The organism is Acinetobacter sp. ANC 4178, assembly GCF_004331175.1.
Lineage (GTDB): Bacteria > Pseudomonadota > Gammaproteobacteria > Pseudomonadales > Moraxellaceae > Acinetobacter.
Window position 1 is genome coordinate 76,720 of record NZ_SJOD01000008.1, and the last position, 14,934, is coordinate 91,653.

Below are 14,934 nucleotides of genomic sequence, written 5' to 3' on the forward strand. Positions count from 1 at the left end.
TTTAATATGTAGCAAAATTCCTAAACTGAAATTTAATAAAAATATAAGGTGCTACTATATTGAAATTTTCAAACTTTCGCACCTGATATTACTAAAATATTTTGTACTAAACGGTCTTTTTCACCTTAAACCATTGCGCATACAAAGCAGGTAAAAAGAATAGTGTGAGCAAAGTCGCAACTATTAAGCCGCCCATAATCGCCACAGCCATCGGTCCAAAGAAAATACTGCGCGATAATGGAATCATGGCCAGAACTGCGGCCAGTGCCGTTAACAATATTGGACGGAAACGGCGTACAGTCGCTTCAATAATTGCCTCCCATGTGGCTTGTCCTGCTGCGCGGTCTTGTTCAATTTGATCAATCAAAATCAAGGAGTTCCGCATAATCATGCCTGAAAGGGCAATCGTGCCCAGCATGGCCACAAAACCAAAAGGTTTATTAAACATTAGTAAGAATAATACCACGCCAATTAAACCGAGCGGTGCCGTGAGTAAAACCATGGTGGCACGGGAAATACTTTTAAGTTGAATCATGAGCAAGGTCATGACCACGGCCAAGAACAGTGGCATCCCCGCATTCACTGACTTTTGCCCTCGCGCAGATTCTTCGACTGTGCCTCCGACTTCTAATAAATAGCCCGCAGGCAATTCTACACGGACTTGCTGCATGCGATCTGACAATTCAGCCACCACCGTTGCGGGTTGTAATTTCGTACGAATATCCGCGCGTACCGTAATGGTCGGTAAGCGATTACGATGCCAAATTAGACCCTCTTCAAAACGGTATTCAATTTTGGCAATCTGGGCCAGCGGTACGAAAGTCCCTCGCGTGGTCGGGACTGCCAAACTGGCCAGTGATTCAACACTCAAACGCTCAGCCTCATCACCACGTAACCGAATATCAATTAACTCGCGCTTTTCACGGTACGGATTCAATACGGCGCCCTGAATTGAACTATTCAGGAAATTGGCTAAATCTACGCTCGATACTCCCATTTGGCGGGCACGGTCTTGATCAATTTGCAATTGAATAATCTTGCTGGGTTCACCCCAATCTAAGTGCACATTTGTGGTATTCGGATTCTCTCCCACTACAGCAGCAACTTTTTGCGCCCATTGGCGAACCGAATTGAGATCCTCTCCTGAAATACGATATTGAATTGGATAACCTACAGGTGGGCCATTTTCCAATAAGGAAACCCGTGTCCGCACTTCAGGCAGTAATTGACGAATTTGCTGTTCCAGAGAATGGCGAATGTCATTGCGATCATCCAAAGAGGATGCCAGCACCACAAACTGAGCAAAGCTGGCTTGGGGTAATTGCTGATCTAAGGGTAAATAAAAACGTGGCGAACCTGTCCCGACATAAGCCACATAATTTTCAATCCCTTTTTGTTGAGAAAGGAAATGCTCGACCTTTTTCACGGCTGCTTCTGTGGCTTTGAGAGAAGCGCCTTCTTCAAGTTTTAAATCCACCAAAATTTCAGCACGATTCGATGATGGGAAAAATTGTTGTGGCACCAGTTTAAACATCAATACGGAAAGCACAAACATACCCAAGGTCGCAGCAATCACGGTTTTACGATAGGTCACACACCAGTTCACCCATGTGCGAAACCGTTGATAAAACTGAGTCTGATAAGGATCATGTTCTATGCCATGTGCCGAAACTGGCTGCGGCTCAGGCTGTTTTCTAAAACGTGCCCAAAGCCTTTGATACCAAGGTGCACGAAACGGTTGATGCTGAAAATCAGGCAATAACTTATCCCCCAAATAAGGGACAAACAGCACCGCAGCAAACCAAGACACAATTAAAGCAATGGTCACCACCTGAAAAATGGAACGGGTATATTCCCCAGTGCTCGAAGCCGCGGTGGCAATCGGCAAGAATCCTGCTGCGGTAATTAAAGTTCCCGTCAGCATTGGAAATGCTGTGGTCTTCCATGCAAACCCCGCGGCTTGCAAGCGGCTATAGCCTTGTTCCATGCGTATCGCCATCATTTCGATAGCAATAATGGCATCATCCACCAACAAACCGAGGGCTAAAATCAGTGCGCCTAAGGAAATTTTATGCAGCCCTACATCAAATAAATTCATGCCTGCAAAGGTCATGGCCAGTACCAGTGGAATGGAAAATGCCACCACCAAACCCGTACGGAAACCCAAAGAAAAGAAACTCACCAATAGCACAATAATCACGGCCTCGGCCAAGACTTTCATGAATTCATGCACACTACGTTCAACCGCAACGGGCTGATCCGAAACTTTTTGTAGCTTCATCCCCAAAGGTAAGCTTTTCTGTAAACTGGCGAACTCGGCTTGCAAGTTTTCACCCAAAGCCAGAATATCGCCCCCCTTACGCATCGAAACCGCAATACCAATGCCATTTTCACCCATAAAACGCATGCGTGGCTGGGCAGGTTCGCTAAAGCCACGATACACCTCCGCCACATCCCCCAGTTGAATGGTTTGACCATTCACCAACAAGGGCATTTTTTTCAGGTCTTCGACGTTATGCAACTGACCACTCACGCGAATTTGAATACGGTCGGTCTGGGTTTCAAAATAACCAGCACTGGCCATGGCATTTTGTTGCTGCAAAGTCTGTTGAATGGCGGTGAGTGGAATACCCAGTTGTGTGGCTTTGGTATTGGATAAATCAATCCAGATTTTCTGGTCTTGTAACCCAATCAAATCCACCTTGCCTACATCTTTAACCCGCTGTAATTGCAGTTGTAGTCGGTCGGCATATTCTTTTAAAACGGCGTAATCAAAGCCCTTTCCTGTCAACACATAGATGTTGCCGAAGGTATCGCCAAATTCATCATTAAAAAATGGACCTTGCACATCACTGGGCAGTTCATGCCGAATATCATTGACCTTTTTACGTACGTCATACCAGACATCAGGAATTTGTGCAGAGCGCAACGAATCCTTCGCGAAGAACGTCACCAACGATTCCCCCGGACGGGAGTACGCCATAATGCGCTCATAATTGCCTGTACTCATGAGTTCTTTTTCAATGCGATCGGTCACTTGTAAAGACACTTGCTTCGCTGTTGCACCCGGCCAATAGGTCTGCACCACCATGACTTTAAAGGTAAATGGTGGATCTTCGCTTTGCGACAACTTGGAATAGGACACCATACCCACAATGCCCAGCAAGATCATGAAATACAGCACTAAACCTTTGTTTTTCAGTGCCCATTCCGACAGGTTAAAATTCATGATTTTTCCCCTGTCGGTTTCTGTGCGGTAGACACGGCGACCGCGCGGTTTTCTCGATCAATCGGACGAATTTTTTGTTGCTCATGCAACAGATGTACGCCCCCAACCACCACATAATCCTCTGGTTTTAATCCTGACAATACAGGTACGCTGTCACGCCCATAAGCCCCTAAAGTGACGGGCAGTTTATGGACGCGCGAATCTGGATGAACCACCCAAACAAAGGCCTGTTGTTCATTCGCAGACACACTGGATAAAGGCACACTTAAAATATTGTGCTGCAAGCTACTAAAAAAGACTCGTGCACTCTGCCCTAACTGAATATCTTGACTCTGGGTCTTTAAAGCGACTTTTACACTAAAAGTGCGCGACTGATCTGCCGCAGGGGAAATCTCTCGTACATAGCTGGCAAATTTATCTTGTGGTTTTGACCACAAAGTCACCCATGCTTCCTGCCCAATCCGTAAATCATTAATGGCTTGTTCAGGTACACCAATGACCACCTCACGCTCGCCTGCAATCGCCAATTGATAAGCCGCTTGCCCTGCTGCAACCACCTGCCCCACTTCAATATTGCGTGTGGTAATCACGCCACTTTTGTCTGCAACAAGCTGATTGTAGCGAGTCTGGTTTTGACTGACTTCATAGTTGGATTGCGCCTGTTTCAGACTGGCCAATGCAGCTTGATACTGATTATTTATCGCATCGTATTGTGAACGGCTCACGGCGTTCATTGGCAACAATTGCTTAAAGCGTGTCAGCTCCTGTTCTGCCACTTTCGCTGCGGACTGAGCACTTTCCAATTGTGCGCGGGAAGCATTTAATTGTAATTGAGCATCTTTCACATCCAGCTTTGCCAAAACCTGCCCAACCCGAACCTGATCGCCAACATCGACAAAACGTTGCATAACCTGCCCAGACACTCGAAATGCCAAATCGGTTTGTTGTCGAGCTTTGACTTCACCCGCATAACTTTTTTGTTCAGTGAAAGAGGTTGTGGGTTGTGCGACCATAACAAAGGGGACTTGTTCCGTTGTCGCCTGTTCTCGACTACAGCCCCAAAGGGTCAAACTGGATAAAATTATAAGACTGGCAATCAAGGTCTTGGCAGGGTTCATGCGTTGTGCTCTTATCTAAATGTCATTTTTAGGGCAAAATACTATGCTGTTCTTTGAACAAATTTTAATTAATATACCACGCGGTACATTAATTAAAAGCCCTGTTTGAAGTAAATATCTTAATTAAGTGAAAGTGGAAAATTTTGTGCAAACGAATGTCGGTCGGCCCAAAAATTTAGAAAAGCATAAGCAAATTCTGCTGGCTGCTAAAAACCTGTTCCTAAAACAGGGCTATCATGGTTCGAGCATGAACCAAATTGCCCAAGAGGCTGGGGTCACCAAGCTGACGATTTATAATCATTTTCAGGACAAAGCCAGTCTATTTACCTGTGCGATTGAACTCACCTGCGAAAGTTTAATGGCAACACGTCCTTTTGAATTAAATGCAGACAGTGATTTTATTGAGGCTTTTGCTCAAGCTTGCCAAATCGCCTTGAGCATTGTGTACTTACCCGAAGCAGTGAAACTGGAACATTTGCTGATTGAACTGGCCGCCGAACAAAACCCCTTGGCTCAGCAGTTCTATAATGCGTCCCATCAAAAAATGTGTGATGGCTGGGAAGAGTTTTTTCAACAAGCCGCAGCATTCGGTTTTATTCAACATGGGGATGTCGAACAACAACGCCTATTGCTGCTGTCTTTATTGCTTGGACTGCGCCATTTAGAAATTTTGCTGGGGGTCCGTGCCATTCCAACGCCCCAACAGCAGCAGGAAATCATCCAACAAAGTATCGAACTGTTCATGCTGAAGTATGGGCCGAATAGCTAACAGCGATTGCATGATTCTCCAGCTTCATTCCATTATCCAATTGCTAGTTTTATCAGCAAAAGCTTGCGACTTTTGTAGCCCTGCTACTTGGCATTCGATTAAATCGGGGTATAGTCAAAAAGAATAAGAACTGGAGAATGGAAAATGATTCAACAAATTGATGCTCCACTACGCGAAGACGTACGGTTACTGGGTAATTTATTGGGTGAAACCCTAAAAGAACATGCCGGGCAAGATTTGTTTAATCAGATAGAACAGATTCGGGCACTTGCCAAAGGTGCGCGTGATGGACAAGTTGAAGCCGAAAAGCAACTAGAGCAGCTCTTTCTCAGTCTAGAAGATGATGAAATTCTTCCGCTCACCCGTGCCTTCACACACTTTTTGAACTTTGCCAATATTGCCGAACAATACCATGTGGTGCGTAGCCGTCGCCAAAGTGAATTTGATCCTGAAGCACCATCACCCAATCCTCTCGATCATCTGTTCCAAAAATTCAAAACCCATCAGGTCTCAGCCGAACAACTCTATCAACAACTGTGTGAACTTAAAATTGAACTGGTGTTGACCGCACACCCTACAGAGGTGAGCCGTCGTACCCTGATTCAGAAATATGATGGCATTAATGACTGTTTATTTAAATTCGATCAGCAAAAACTCACCCCGCGCGAACGCCAAGCAGTATTAGATGACTTAAAACAACTGATCTGTTCCGCATGGCAAACCGATGAAATTCGTCAACATCGTCCAACCCCTATCGATGAAGCCAAATGGGGTTTCACCACCATTGAGCAAACCTTATGGAATGCCGTACCTAAGTTCATGCGTGAACTGGATGGTATGGTGGAACAGCATTGTGGGCAGCGTTTACCGCTACATGTGGCTCCTGTGCGTTTTGCTTCTTGGATGGGCGGAGACCGTGATGGCAACCCGAATGTAACCCACAATGTGACCCAAGAAGTGCTGTGGTTGTCGCGCTGGAAAGCCGCCGATTTATATTTACGTGATATTGAAGACCTACGTTGGGAATTGTCGATTCAAAACTGTACCAATGAATTAATGCAGGCTTTGGGTGCGCCGCATCCTGAACCTTATCGTGAATATTTACGTGACACTCGCGAACGCTTAAAAATCACGCGTGAATGGTTGGCCCATAAGCTACAGGGACAAGATCAGGTTTTAGATGACAGTCGCGTGATCAAAAGCAAACAGGAACTGTTACAACCATTATTACTTTGCTATCGCTCTTTAATCTCCTGCAATCTGCCTGAAATTGCCAATGGTAAATTATTGGACTTCATCCATCGGGTCAATTGCTTCGGGATTGAATTATTAAAACTGGATATTCGTCAGGAATCGGGACGTCATCGCCAAGCCATTTCTGCCATTACCGAATATTTGGGTCTGGGTAATTTTGAAACGTGGACTGAACAAGCCCGTCAAAACTTTCTATTGCAAGAATTACAGAGCAAACGTCCGTTATTGCCAAAGCATTTAAATGAACCTGAGCAAAGCCTGATTCTGCACCCCGATGTGCAAGAAGTATTTGCTACCATGCGGACCTTGGCAGAACAGCCGACAGAAAGCTTGGGCGCCTATATTATTTCCATGGCGGAATACCCAAGTGATGTCTTGGCCGTTTTACTCTTACAAAAAGAAGCCGGCATTCAACAGCCTTTACGTGTAGTTCCCCTGTTTGAAACTTTAAAAGACTTGGATGGTGCAGCGACAACCATGCAAACCCTGTTCAGTATGCATTGGTATAAACAGCATATTCAGGGCAAACATGAAGTCATGATTGGTTATTCAGATTCGGCCAAAGACGCAGGCTTTATGTCTGCCAACTGGGCACAATACCGTGCGCAAGAAGAGTTGACTGCCATTGCTAAACAACATGCGGTACAACTGACCCTGTTTCATGGTCGCGGTGGTTCGATTAGTCGTGGTGGTGCTCCAACTCAACAGGCGTTATTTTCTCAGCCGCCAGGTTCCATTTCTGGTGCCATTCGCGTCACCGAACAAGGCGAAATGATCCGTTTTAAATTCGGACTGGAAGGCATTGCGCTACAAAATCTGGAAGTTTATACCGCTGCAACGCTCGAAGCGACCTTACTTCCCCCCCCAGAGCCTAAAGCAGAATGGCGTGAACTGATGCATCGCATGACTGATCTTTCGGTACAGGTCTATCGTCAAACGGTGCGTGAAAATCCACATTTTGTGAAGTATTTAAGAACCGTCACGCCTGAACTGGAATTACAAATGTTACCTTTGGGTTCACGCCCGGCCAAACGTAAAGTCAGTGGTGGAATTGAATCCTTACGTGCCATTCCTTGGGTATTTGCTTGGACACAAATTCGCTTAATGCTCCCTGCTTGGTTAGGCACGGGTGCGGCTATTAACCAAGTGATTGAACAAGGACATAAAGCGACCTTAGAAGAAATGTTGCAGCAATGGCCTTATTTCCAAACCCTGATTGATATGTTGGAAATGGTCTTGTCCAAAGCTGATGGGCATGTGGCTTTGTACTATGAAACCCACTTGACCCAAGATGAGGACTTAAAAGCCCTCGGTACAACCTTACGCCAACGTCTACAAGATGCGGTTGAAACCCTACTTACGTTAAAAGATGAATCGAAACTGCTCAGTAGCAACGAAGTGCTGGATCAGTCGATGCGGGTGCGTAAACCGTACCTCCTACCATTACATTTGCTGCAAGCAGAACTAATGAAACGACGTCGTTTATATCTGGCTGAACGTCAGGCTGAACATACTCCTGTCGATCATGCCTTAATGGTCAGTATTGCAGGCATTGCAGCAGGTCTGCGCAATACGGGTTGAGATAGATATTCACCATTGGCAACTCAGCAGTGTGCTGGGTTGCCAAAGCAGCATTTTGTTTGAAGCGATTGGCAAAATCTTTCTTGCTGCGTCCAATTTCCAGAAGTTTTTTTGCATTGTTAAAAAAAATTTGAAAGATTGATAAAAAAATTTATCGCTGAGTAAAGCGAATAAATCGGATTTATTGGCTATAATTTATAGAATAATATATTGATTTATTGTTAATTTAAAAACCCATATATTTTACCAATTGGTATAAAATTATTATAAATCAGACTTCTACCTAATCTAAAATTAAAAATCAATGATTAAATCACTCGAAAAGAAAGAGTATGATGTGCACAATTTATTTCTAAAGCGATCAATTTATGTCCAATTGGTTTCCCAAATGGCGTCCTTATACAGGTCATGTCGAGACACGTCCTGTAGGAACAAATGAGTATCTTCCGCCTGTACAAAGTGCTGTGCTGGGCATTCAACATGCCTTTGCCATGTTTGGTGCAACCGTCCTTGCCCCATTCTTGATGGGTTTTGACCCGAATCTCGCAATCTTCATGTCGGGTATCTGTACCATTCTGTTCTTTTTCATGACGGGTGGACGTGTTCCAAGTTACCTCGGTTCAAGCTTTGCTTTTATTGGAGTGGTTATTGCTGCCACTGGTTATGCGGCTTCAGGAACAGGGGCACCAAATGCCAATTTAGCCATTGCCGCTGGCGGGATTATGGCGTGTGGTGTGTTGTATGCCTTATTTGGTCTGATGGTGATGGCAACGGGCACCAAATGGATTGAAAAACTCATGCCACCTGTGGTGACGGGTGCTGTGGTCATGATTATTGGTTTAAATCTGGCACCTGTGACAGTAAAAGGCGTGGCGGGCAATCCCTTTAATATGTGGATGGCATTGGTAACAGTCCTTTGTATGGGTTCGATTGCTGTCTTCACCAAAGGCTTATTACAACGCTTACTGCTCTTAATCGGCTTATTATTGGCTTATCTCATTTATTTTATCGTTTCGAATGTCATGGGTTATGGCACAGCCATTAATTTTACCCCAATTCAGCAAGCGGCTTGGTTCGGTCTCCCAACGTTCCATTCACCTCAGTTTGATGTGAACGCGATGTTAATTATTGCACCAGTCGCTTTAATTTTAGTGGCTGAAAATTTGGGGCATATTAAAGCAGTTAGCGCCATGACGGGTGAAAATCTCGATCCGCAAATTGGTAAAGCCTTCTTGGCAGATGGGATTGCAACCACGCTTTCTGGCGGTGTCGGTGCACCAGGTATGACCACGTATGGTGAAAATATTGGCGTGATGGCAGTTACTCGCGTTTACTCCACCATCGTTTTTGTGATTGCGGGTGTGTTTGCTATTTTCTTGGGCCTATCTCCAAAGTTTGGTGCCATTATTCACACCATTCCCACTGCAATCCTTACGGGTGCTTCCATTGTGGTCTTTGGTTTAATTACCATTGCGGGTGCCAAAATCTGGATTGAAAACAAAGTCGATTTTTCTAAAAATAAAAACCTGATGGTTGCAGCAGTGACCATTATTTTAGGTACGGGTGACTTTGCTTTGCAGTTCGGCAATTTCAATTTGGGTGGCATTGGAACGGCAACCTTCGCAGCCTTGGTTTTAAACTGGTTCTTCAGCTTAAAAGATAAAAGCGAATAAATATTGCTCCATTTATAGCAGCCTACGGGCTGCTTTTTTTATATTTTCAGGCTTGAACATTGCGTCTTGGGTATCAAGTTTTTAAGATGGAAAGCTCAATACAAGATGAATTTATGGCTATGCGCCTCGATTTTTTTGACTTAACATTATTCCTGAATATTGTCGAAACGGGCAGCCTCACCAAAGGAGCAGAACGTTCTGCAATTTCCTTACAAGCCGCCAGTGAACGGATTAAAAAACTCGAACAACAGTTCTCTGTCTCACTGTTTACCCGCCATGCCACTGGCGTCAAACTTACGTTGGCAGGTCAAACGTTTAATCAACATGCCCAAAGTTTAATTCAGCAATCTCAGCAACTCGAACAAGCGATGTTGCCTTTTTCACAAAGGCAAAATAGTCGTATGACCCTGTGGTGTAATTCTTCAGCGCAAAGTGAATATTTACCCTTGGTTTTGCCTTCTTATATGATGGAAAATCCACATTTACACATTGAACTACAAGAAGCTGAAACCAATGACATTATTCAAGCCTTAAGTAAAGGTAGCGCACAACTGGGCTTAATTTCGAGTTTTTTTAATGCCCAAACCCTACAAACCTTAGAATTTGCAGATGATCCTCTGGTTTTGATTTGTCCACACCAGCATCCTTTAACACGCCACCCCGAACTAAGCTTGGTGGATACTCTGGAGCATGCCTTTGTCGGGTTAATGCAATATCACTCGCTACAACAATCGATTGAAACTCAAGCCCGACTACTGGGCTGCCGTATTCAATATCGCCTTCGCCTACCTAATTTTGGTGCAATTGCGCAAGTCGTTGCCAATGGTGTTGGCATTGCCATTATCCCGAAACGAGCGGCACAACGCTTACAACAGTTATATTCATTCCAGCAGATTCAATTAAAAGGCGCATGGGCCAACCGTAAATTACTTTTGGCTGCACAAAACTTTGATAAATTACCTATGGATTATCAACATTTTAGTCAATTTTTAATTCGACAACGTCCTCAACTCGACGCCATAGCTGACCAATTTAATGACTAAGCAGCATATATCCACCCAGAGCCATCAAACCACAGAAAAAGACTTTACGAAATTTCTGCTCTGCAATTTTATAGCGTATTCGCGTACCCAACCACATGCCGAGCAATGCAGGAATCAAGGCCATGACTGACCATAGATAATCAATCTCGAGGTGGGCCACAGGATTTTGCAGCAAAAAGATGGCCAAACACATGGTCGAAACGGTAAATGCCATGCCCAAAGATTGAACCAGATCATCACGCTGCAAATGTAGAGACTGTAAATAAGGCACCACGGGAATGACCACGACACCCGTCGCCACGGTCAATGCACCACCCAAATACCCAATCAATGGAGATAAGATTCCAGCATAACGAGACAAGTTCGGGATTTGTTTGGCAGCTAAACCATATAAGCCATACAGCAATAACATCCCGCCTAAAAGCGCTGCACTGTTAAATTCGCTTTGACCTAAACGAGGGAAAATACTCCAGATTGAACCAACAACAATCCCCAATAAAAGCGTCCAGAACCGAGCCAAGACACGCAACACCTGTCCCTCAGCAAACAGTTGCCAAATATTGGTCACCATGGATGGTACGATCAACAGTGCTGCCGCTTGATAAGGACTGATCAGCATGGTCAATAGCCCCATCGACACGGCAGGTAAACCTAAACCAATCATGCCTTTTACCATCCCTGCCAGCAGAAAAACTACCACAATAAAACTCAGCACCGTATCTTCCTCACATGATCTCAGTACTATGCTAAGTCGCTTCAGTGCAAAGAAAAATCAGGCTTTTTTGAAGTCAGCCTCAATTTTTACTTGAGGCTTGAGCTAAAATCATCATCACTCAGGTGCGGTCAACTGAAACAAAGCGGCATTTTTACCATCTTCTATTCCCCAAATTGAACCGTCCTGAGCTTCAACCAAACCACGAATCCGCTGTTTCATCGCTAATCGTTGCACTTCCTGTACTGGCACAGTGTGCGTATCTACCACAATAATCGCCTGTGAAGACAGTCCACTAATCAAGGCTTTATGGGTCCATTTCGGGAATTCAGAACCTCGATAAAAGATTAAACTCGATGGGGAAATGACAGGGGTCCAACTGATTTCAGGAGCTTGAAACTCGGGTCGGGTCGCATGATCAGGAATATCCCGCCCACTATAATGATCACCATTCGACACAATTGGGTAACCATAATTCGCAGCTTTGCGAATACGGTTCAATTCATCTCCACCACGGGGTCCCATTTCAGCAACCCAAAGCTGCCGTTGCGAATCAAAAGCCATACCCAAAGGGTTTCGATGGCCTAGGCTCCAAATTTGTGCCGCAATCGGACCTTGAGCCATAAATGGATTCCCTGCTGCAGGCGAACCATCTTCATTCAAGCGCAAAATTTTGCCCAAATTACTTTGTATATCTTGCGCGGGCTGAAATTTTTGCCGTTCACCGGAACTAATCCATAATTTACCTGCCGAATCAAAGGCCAAACGATGTGCATAATGACCTTGTCCCGAAACTTTAGGCACTTGTCGCCAAATCGGCTGTAAGTCCATTAATCGTGGTTGATTGGGCAGCTGTTCATCTAAAACAGCACGGGCAACCACTGCACCATAGCCACCTTGACCTTGTTCGGCGTAACTGAAATAAATGATATGATTCTGCTTAAAATCAGGATGTAGCACCACGTCACCCAAACCACCTTGGCCCCCATAGGCAACCTGTGGCACGCCTAGTACGGTTATTTTTTGCTGTGTTTTAGGATTAAACACCAGCAGCTTTCCTGATTTTTCAGTGATTAATAAGCGCTGATCGGGCAACACGGCTATCGACCAAGGTTCATTAAACTCTCCTATTTTTCTGATTTGATAAGGCTGAGAAAGCGTGGCTTTGGCGGCTTGTGAGTTTGGTTCATCCGCTGTCTGATCTTGTGCATGACAGGCTAAAATAGACACTGAGCTAAGGAATCCGAGCCACAAAAGTAAACAGTACTTTGAATAGTTCATTACACCCTCACGCTAGGTCTTATTTCTATTCAATCTAACCAAACCCTGTCCCGATAAATAGACTGATTATGTAGCTTTCCAACATAGCTAAGATAAAATTCATGTCAGCCAAAGCGTACAAGGAATGCAGCAAACACGCCTATCTCCGAATCAAATTTCGAGGTAAATTGAACTCATACAGAAACAGGATGTTTCTTAGAATAACAATAAAGAGTCGACAATAGGACGTTGAGGTATTACAGGAGTTTTACCTTTCATGAAATACGAAAAAGCCCTCGATAGGATATCGGGGGCTTTTTCATTTTGATCAGGTCTATATTTCAATAAAAAAGAGCCTCATCAAGAGGCTCTTATTAACATCACTACTTTAACTATATGAGCTTTGTTTGGTCACTTGCGATGTTACAGGAGCCTCAGCAACTTCTTCTGCCTGATTGGTTTTAATCAAAGAAACCGCAAATGCCGCAATAATTGCAGGAATCGCAACTGCAATAAAATTCATTTTATGCGGAAGTTCCATGCCTAATAACATACCAATCACGATTGGACCGACAATCGCCCCGACACGACCAATCCCAGATGCCCATCCCAAACCTGTAGAACGAACTGCCAGTGGGTAATATTGCGCGACATAGCTATACAGCAAAATACTACAACCAATCGAAGCTGCACCTGCCAATGCCACCAGTAAATAAATCACAGGTTGTGGCGAATTAAAGCCTAAACCTACAAGTGCCAATGCACCAACAATGAGCATACTGATAATCACTGGCTTTAAATGGAAGCGATCTGCCAAAATGCCCCCACCTGCTGTACCAATCACCGCACCAATATTCAAAGAAAGTAAGAACATTAAGCTACTGCCCAATGAATAACCGGCAGCCATCATGAGTTTTGGTAACCAGCTCCCTAATGCATAAACCATCAGCAAGCACATGAAGAAACAGCTCCAGAATAAAATGGTTCCCATCGCACGACCATTTTTAAATAACGCCGCGACAGAAGCATCTGGTACTTTAGCTTCATTGAGCACTAAAACTGTATCTGAAGTTACGGTTTCTGCAGGCACAAGACGTTGAATAATATCGCGTGCTTTTTCCGTTTGCTGAGCCTTGACCAAAAAAGTGACTGATTCTGGTAAGAATTTCCATAAAATTGGCACAAATAACAATGGGATACCAGCAATAAAGAACATAATCTGCCAACCAAATGTTGGGGTAAATGTTGCCCCCAATAAGGCCGCCATAATCCCACCCATGGCATAACCACTAAACATGGCCGTCACTAAAGTACTACGAAATTTTTGTGGTGCATATTCTGAAGTGAGTGCCACCAAGTTAGGTAAAACCCCCCCTATTCCTAAACCCGCAATAAAACGTAAAATACCAAATTCAGTTGGATTAGATGCAAAACCACCTGCAAAAGTAAAACTACTGAACAAGGTGACACAGATAATAATCACTTTTTTACGACCAATTTTATCTGCCAACATGCCAAATAACATGGCACCAAACATCATTCCCGCCAATGCTGTACTGGCGAGCATTCCCGCTTGTACTGCGGTCATTCCCCACTCTTTCATCAATAAGGGTAAGGCCACGCCATTAATCGCCAAATCATAGCCATCAAACAAAACTACAAATAAACACCACAAAACAACCGTTAAATGAAAAGGTTTAAATTTAGCCTGATCAATTACAGCATTTACATTCATTGTTGTCGCTGTCATTTTTACTCACCTCCAATTGTGAGATTTTTATTGTCAACATACAATGAATAGCGGTTCATTTTTTGTCTAAAACCTCAAGAGTATAAAAATATACCCATAAGGTATTTAAATAATTAAATGGAATATTCCGTCAGTAATCTCGGTGTTAAATAGATTCAAATATCGAGTAAAAACGTTACTTATATTGCAATGATTAATAATTATTATTTTAAAATCATAGGCTTAAATTAAAATCAACAAACAATAAGACCAAAGTTAACTTGCTTTGTAAATTGATCATTTTCTTCGGATAATTTTCATCTTTTATTTATTCAATACCATAAGAAAACACCCCCTGATCTGATGACCAGGGGGTGTTTGAATTAATGAGCTGGCGATGACTTACTCTCACATGGGTAACCCCACACTACCATCAGCGCTAAGAGGTTTCACTTCTGAGTTCGGGAAGGGATCAGGTGGTTCACTCTTGCTATTGTCGCCAGCACAACTGTTTATGACTATTGGTTATGGTCTTATTTACACATTGTGTATGCCTAACTTTCGTC

Annotated in this window: 9 protein-coding genes and 1 rRNA gene; 4 read left to right on the forward strand and 6 right to left on the reverse strand. The window is 43.9% G+C overall.

What is annotated here, in order from left to right; genetic code table 11:
• Positions 1-106 precede the first annotated feature (106 nt).
• Both E0H87_RS15345 and E0H87_RS15350 read right to left on the reverse strand, forming a co-directional pair.
• On the reverse strand, positions 107-3,229 hold the full coding sequence (locus tag E0H87_RS15345) for an efflux RND transporter permease subunit (RefSeq protein WP_131324394.1): 3,123 nt from the start codon (positions 3,227-3,229) through the stop codon (positions 107-109).
• Entirely contained in the window at positions 3,226-4,347 is a 1,122-nt protein-coding gene (locus E0H87_RS15350) for an efflux RND transporter periplasmic adaptor subunit (RefSeq protein WP_131324395.1), read from the reverse strand. The genes E0H87_RS15345 and E0H87_RS15350 overlap by 4 nt, the downstream gene beginning before the upstream one ends.
• 145 nt (positions 4,348-4,492) lie before the next feature.
• On the opposite strand from E0H87_RS15350, the gene E0H87_RS15355 reads away from it, so the two are divergent.
• The 4 genes from E0H87_RS15355 to E0H87_RS15370 all read left to right on the forward strand — a co-directional run bounded on the left by E0H87_RS15355 (position 4,493) and on the right by E0H87_RS15370 (position 10,667).
• Positions 4,493-5,116 (forward strand): TetR/AcrR family transcriptional regulator, encoded by a 624-nt coding sequence (locus E0H87_RS15355; protein ID WP_131324396.1) that lies wholly within the window; start codon positions 4,493-4,495, stop codon positions 5,114-5,116.
• A gap of 144 nt (positions 5,117-5,260) precedes the next feature.
• Positions 5,261-7,951 carry a phosphoenolpyruvate carboxylase gene (ppc, locus tag E0H87_RS15360; protein ID WP_131324397.1) on the forward strand — a complete coding sequence of 897 codons (2,691 nt, stop codon included), beginning with the start codon at positions 5,261-5,263 and terminating at the stop codon, positions 7,949-7,951.
• 368 nt (positions 7,952-8,319) lie between these two features.
• Positions 8,320-9,624 carry a solute carrier family 23 protein gene (locus tag E0H87_RS15365; RefSeq protein ID WP_131324398.1) on the forward strand — a complete coding sequence of 435 codons (1,305 nt, stop codon included), beginning with the start codon at positions 8,320-8,322 and terminating at the stop codon, positions 9,622-9,624.
• Between the two features lie 119 nt (positions 9,625-9,743).
• On the forward strand, positions 9,744-10,667 hold the full coding sequence (locus E0H87_RS15370; RefSeq protein ID WP_131324408.1) for a LysR family transcriptional regulator: 924 nt from the start codon (positions 9,744-9,746) through the stop codon (positions 10,665-10,667).
• Here the strand turns inward: E0H87_RS15370 and E0H87_RS15375 are convergent.
• The 4 genes from E0H87_RS15375 to rrf all read right to left on the reverse strand — a co-directional run bounded on the left by E0H87_RS15375 (position 10,657) and on the right by rrf (position 14,872).
• Positions 10,657-11,382 (reverse strand): sulfite exporter TauE/SafE family protein, encoded by a 726-nt coding sequence (locus E0H87_RS15375; RefSeq protein WP_131324399.1) that lies wholly within the window; start codon positions 11,380-11,382, stop codon positions 10,657-10,659. The two genes, E0H87_RS15370 and E0H87_RS15375, sit on opposite strands and share 11 nt — an antisense overlap.
• A 114-nt stretch (positions 11,383-11,496) precedes the next feature.
• Positions 11,497-12,660 (reverse strand): PQQ-dependent sugar dehydrogenase, encoded by a 1,164-nt coding sequence (locus E0H87_RS15380; RefSeq protein WP_131324400.1) that lies wholly within the window; start codon positions 12,658-12,660, stop codon positions 11,497-11,499.
• Between the two features lie 367 nt (positions 12,661-13,027).
• Positions 13,028-14,389, reverse strand: coding sequence for an MFS transporter (locus E0H87_RS15385; protein WP_131324401.1), 1,362 nt, complete (start codon positions 14,387-14,389; stop codon positions 13,028-13,030).
• Positions 14,390-14,757: 368 nt separating this feature from the next.
• Positions 14,758-14,872: ribosomal RNA gene (gene rrf, locus E0H87_RS15390) — 5S ribosomal RNA — on the reverse strand.
• Between the last annotated feature and the right edge of the window lie 62 nt (positions 14,873-14,934).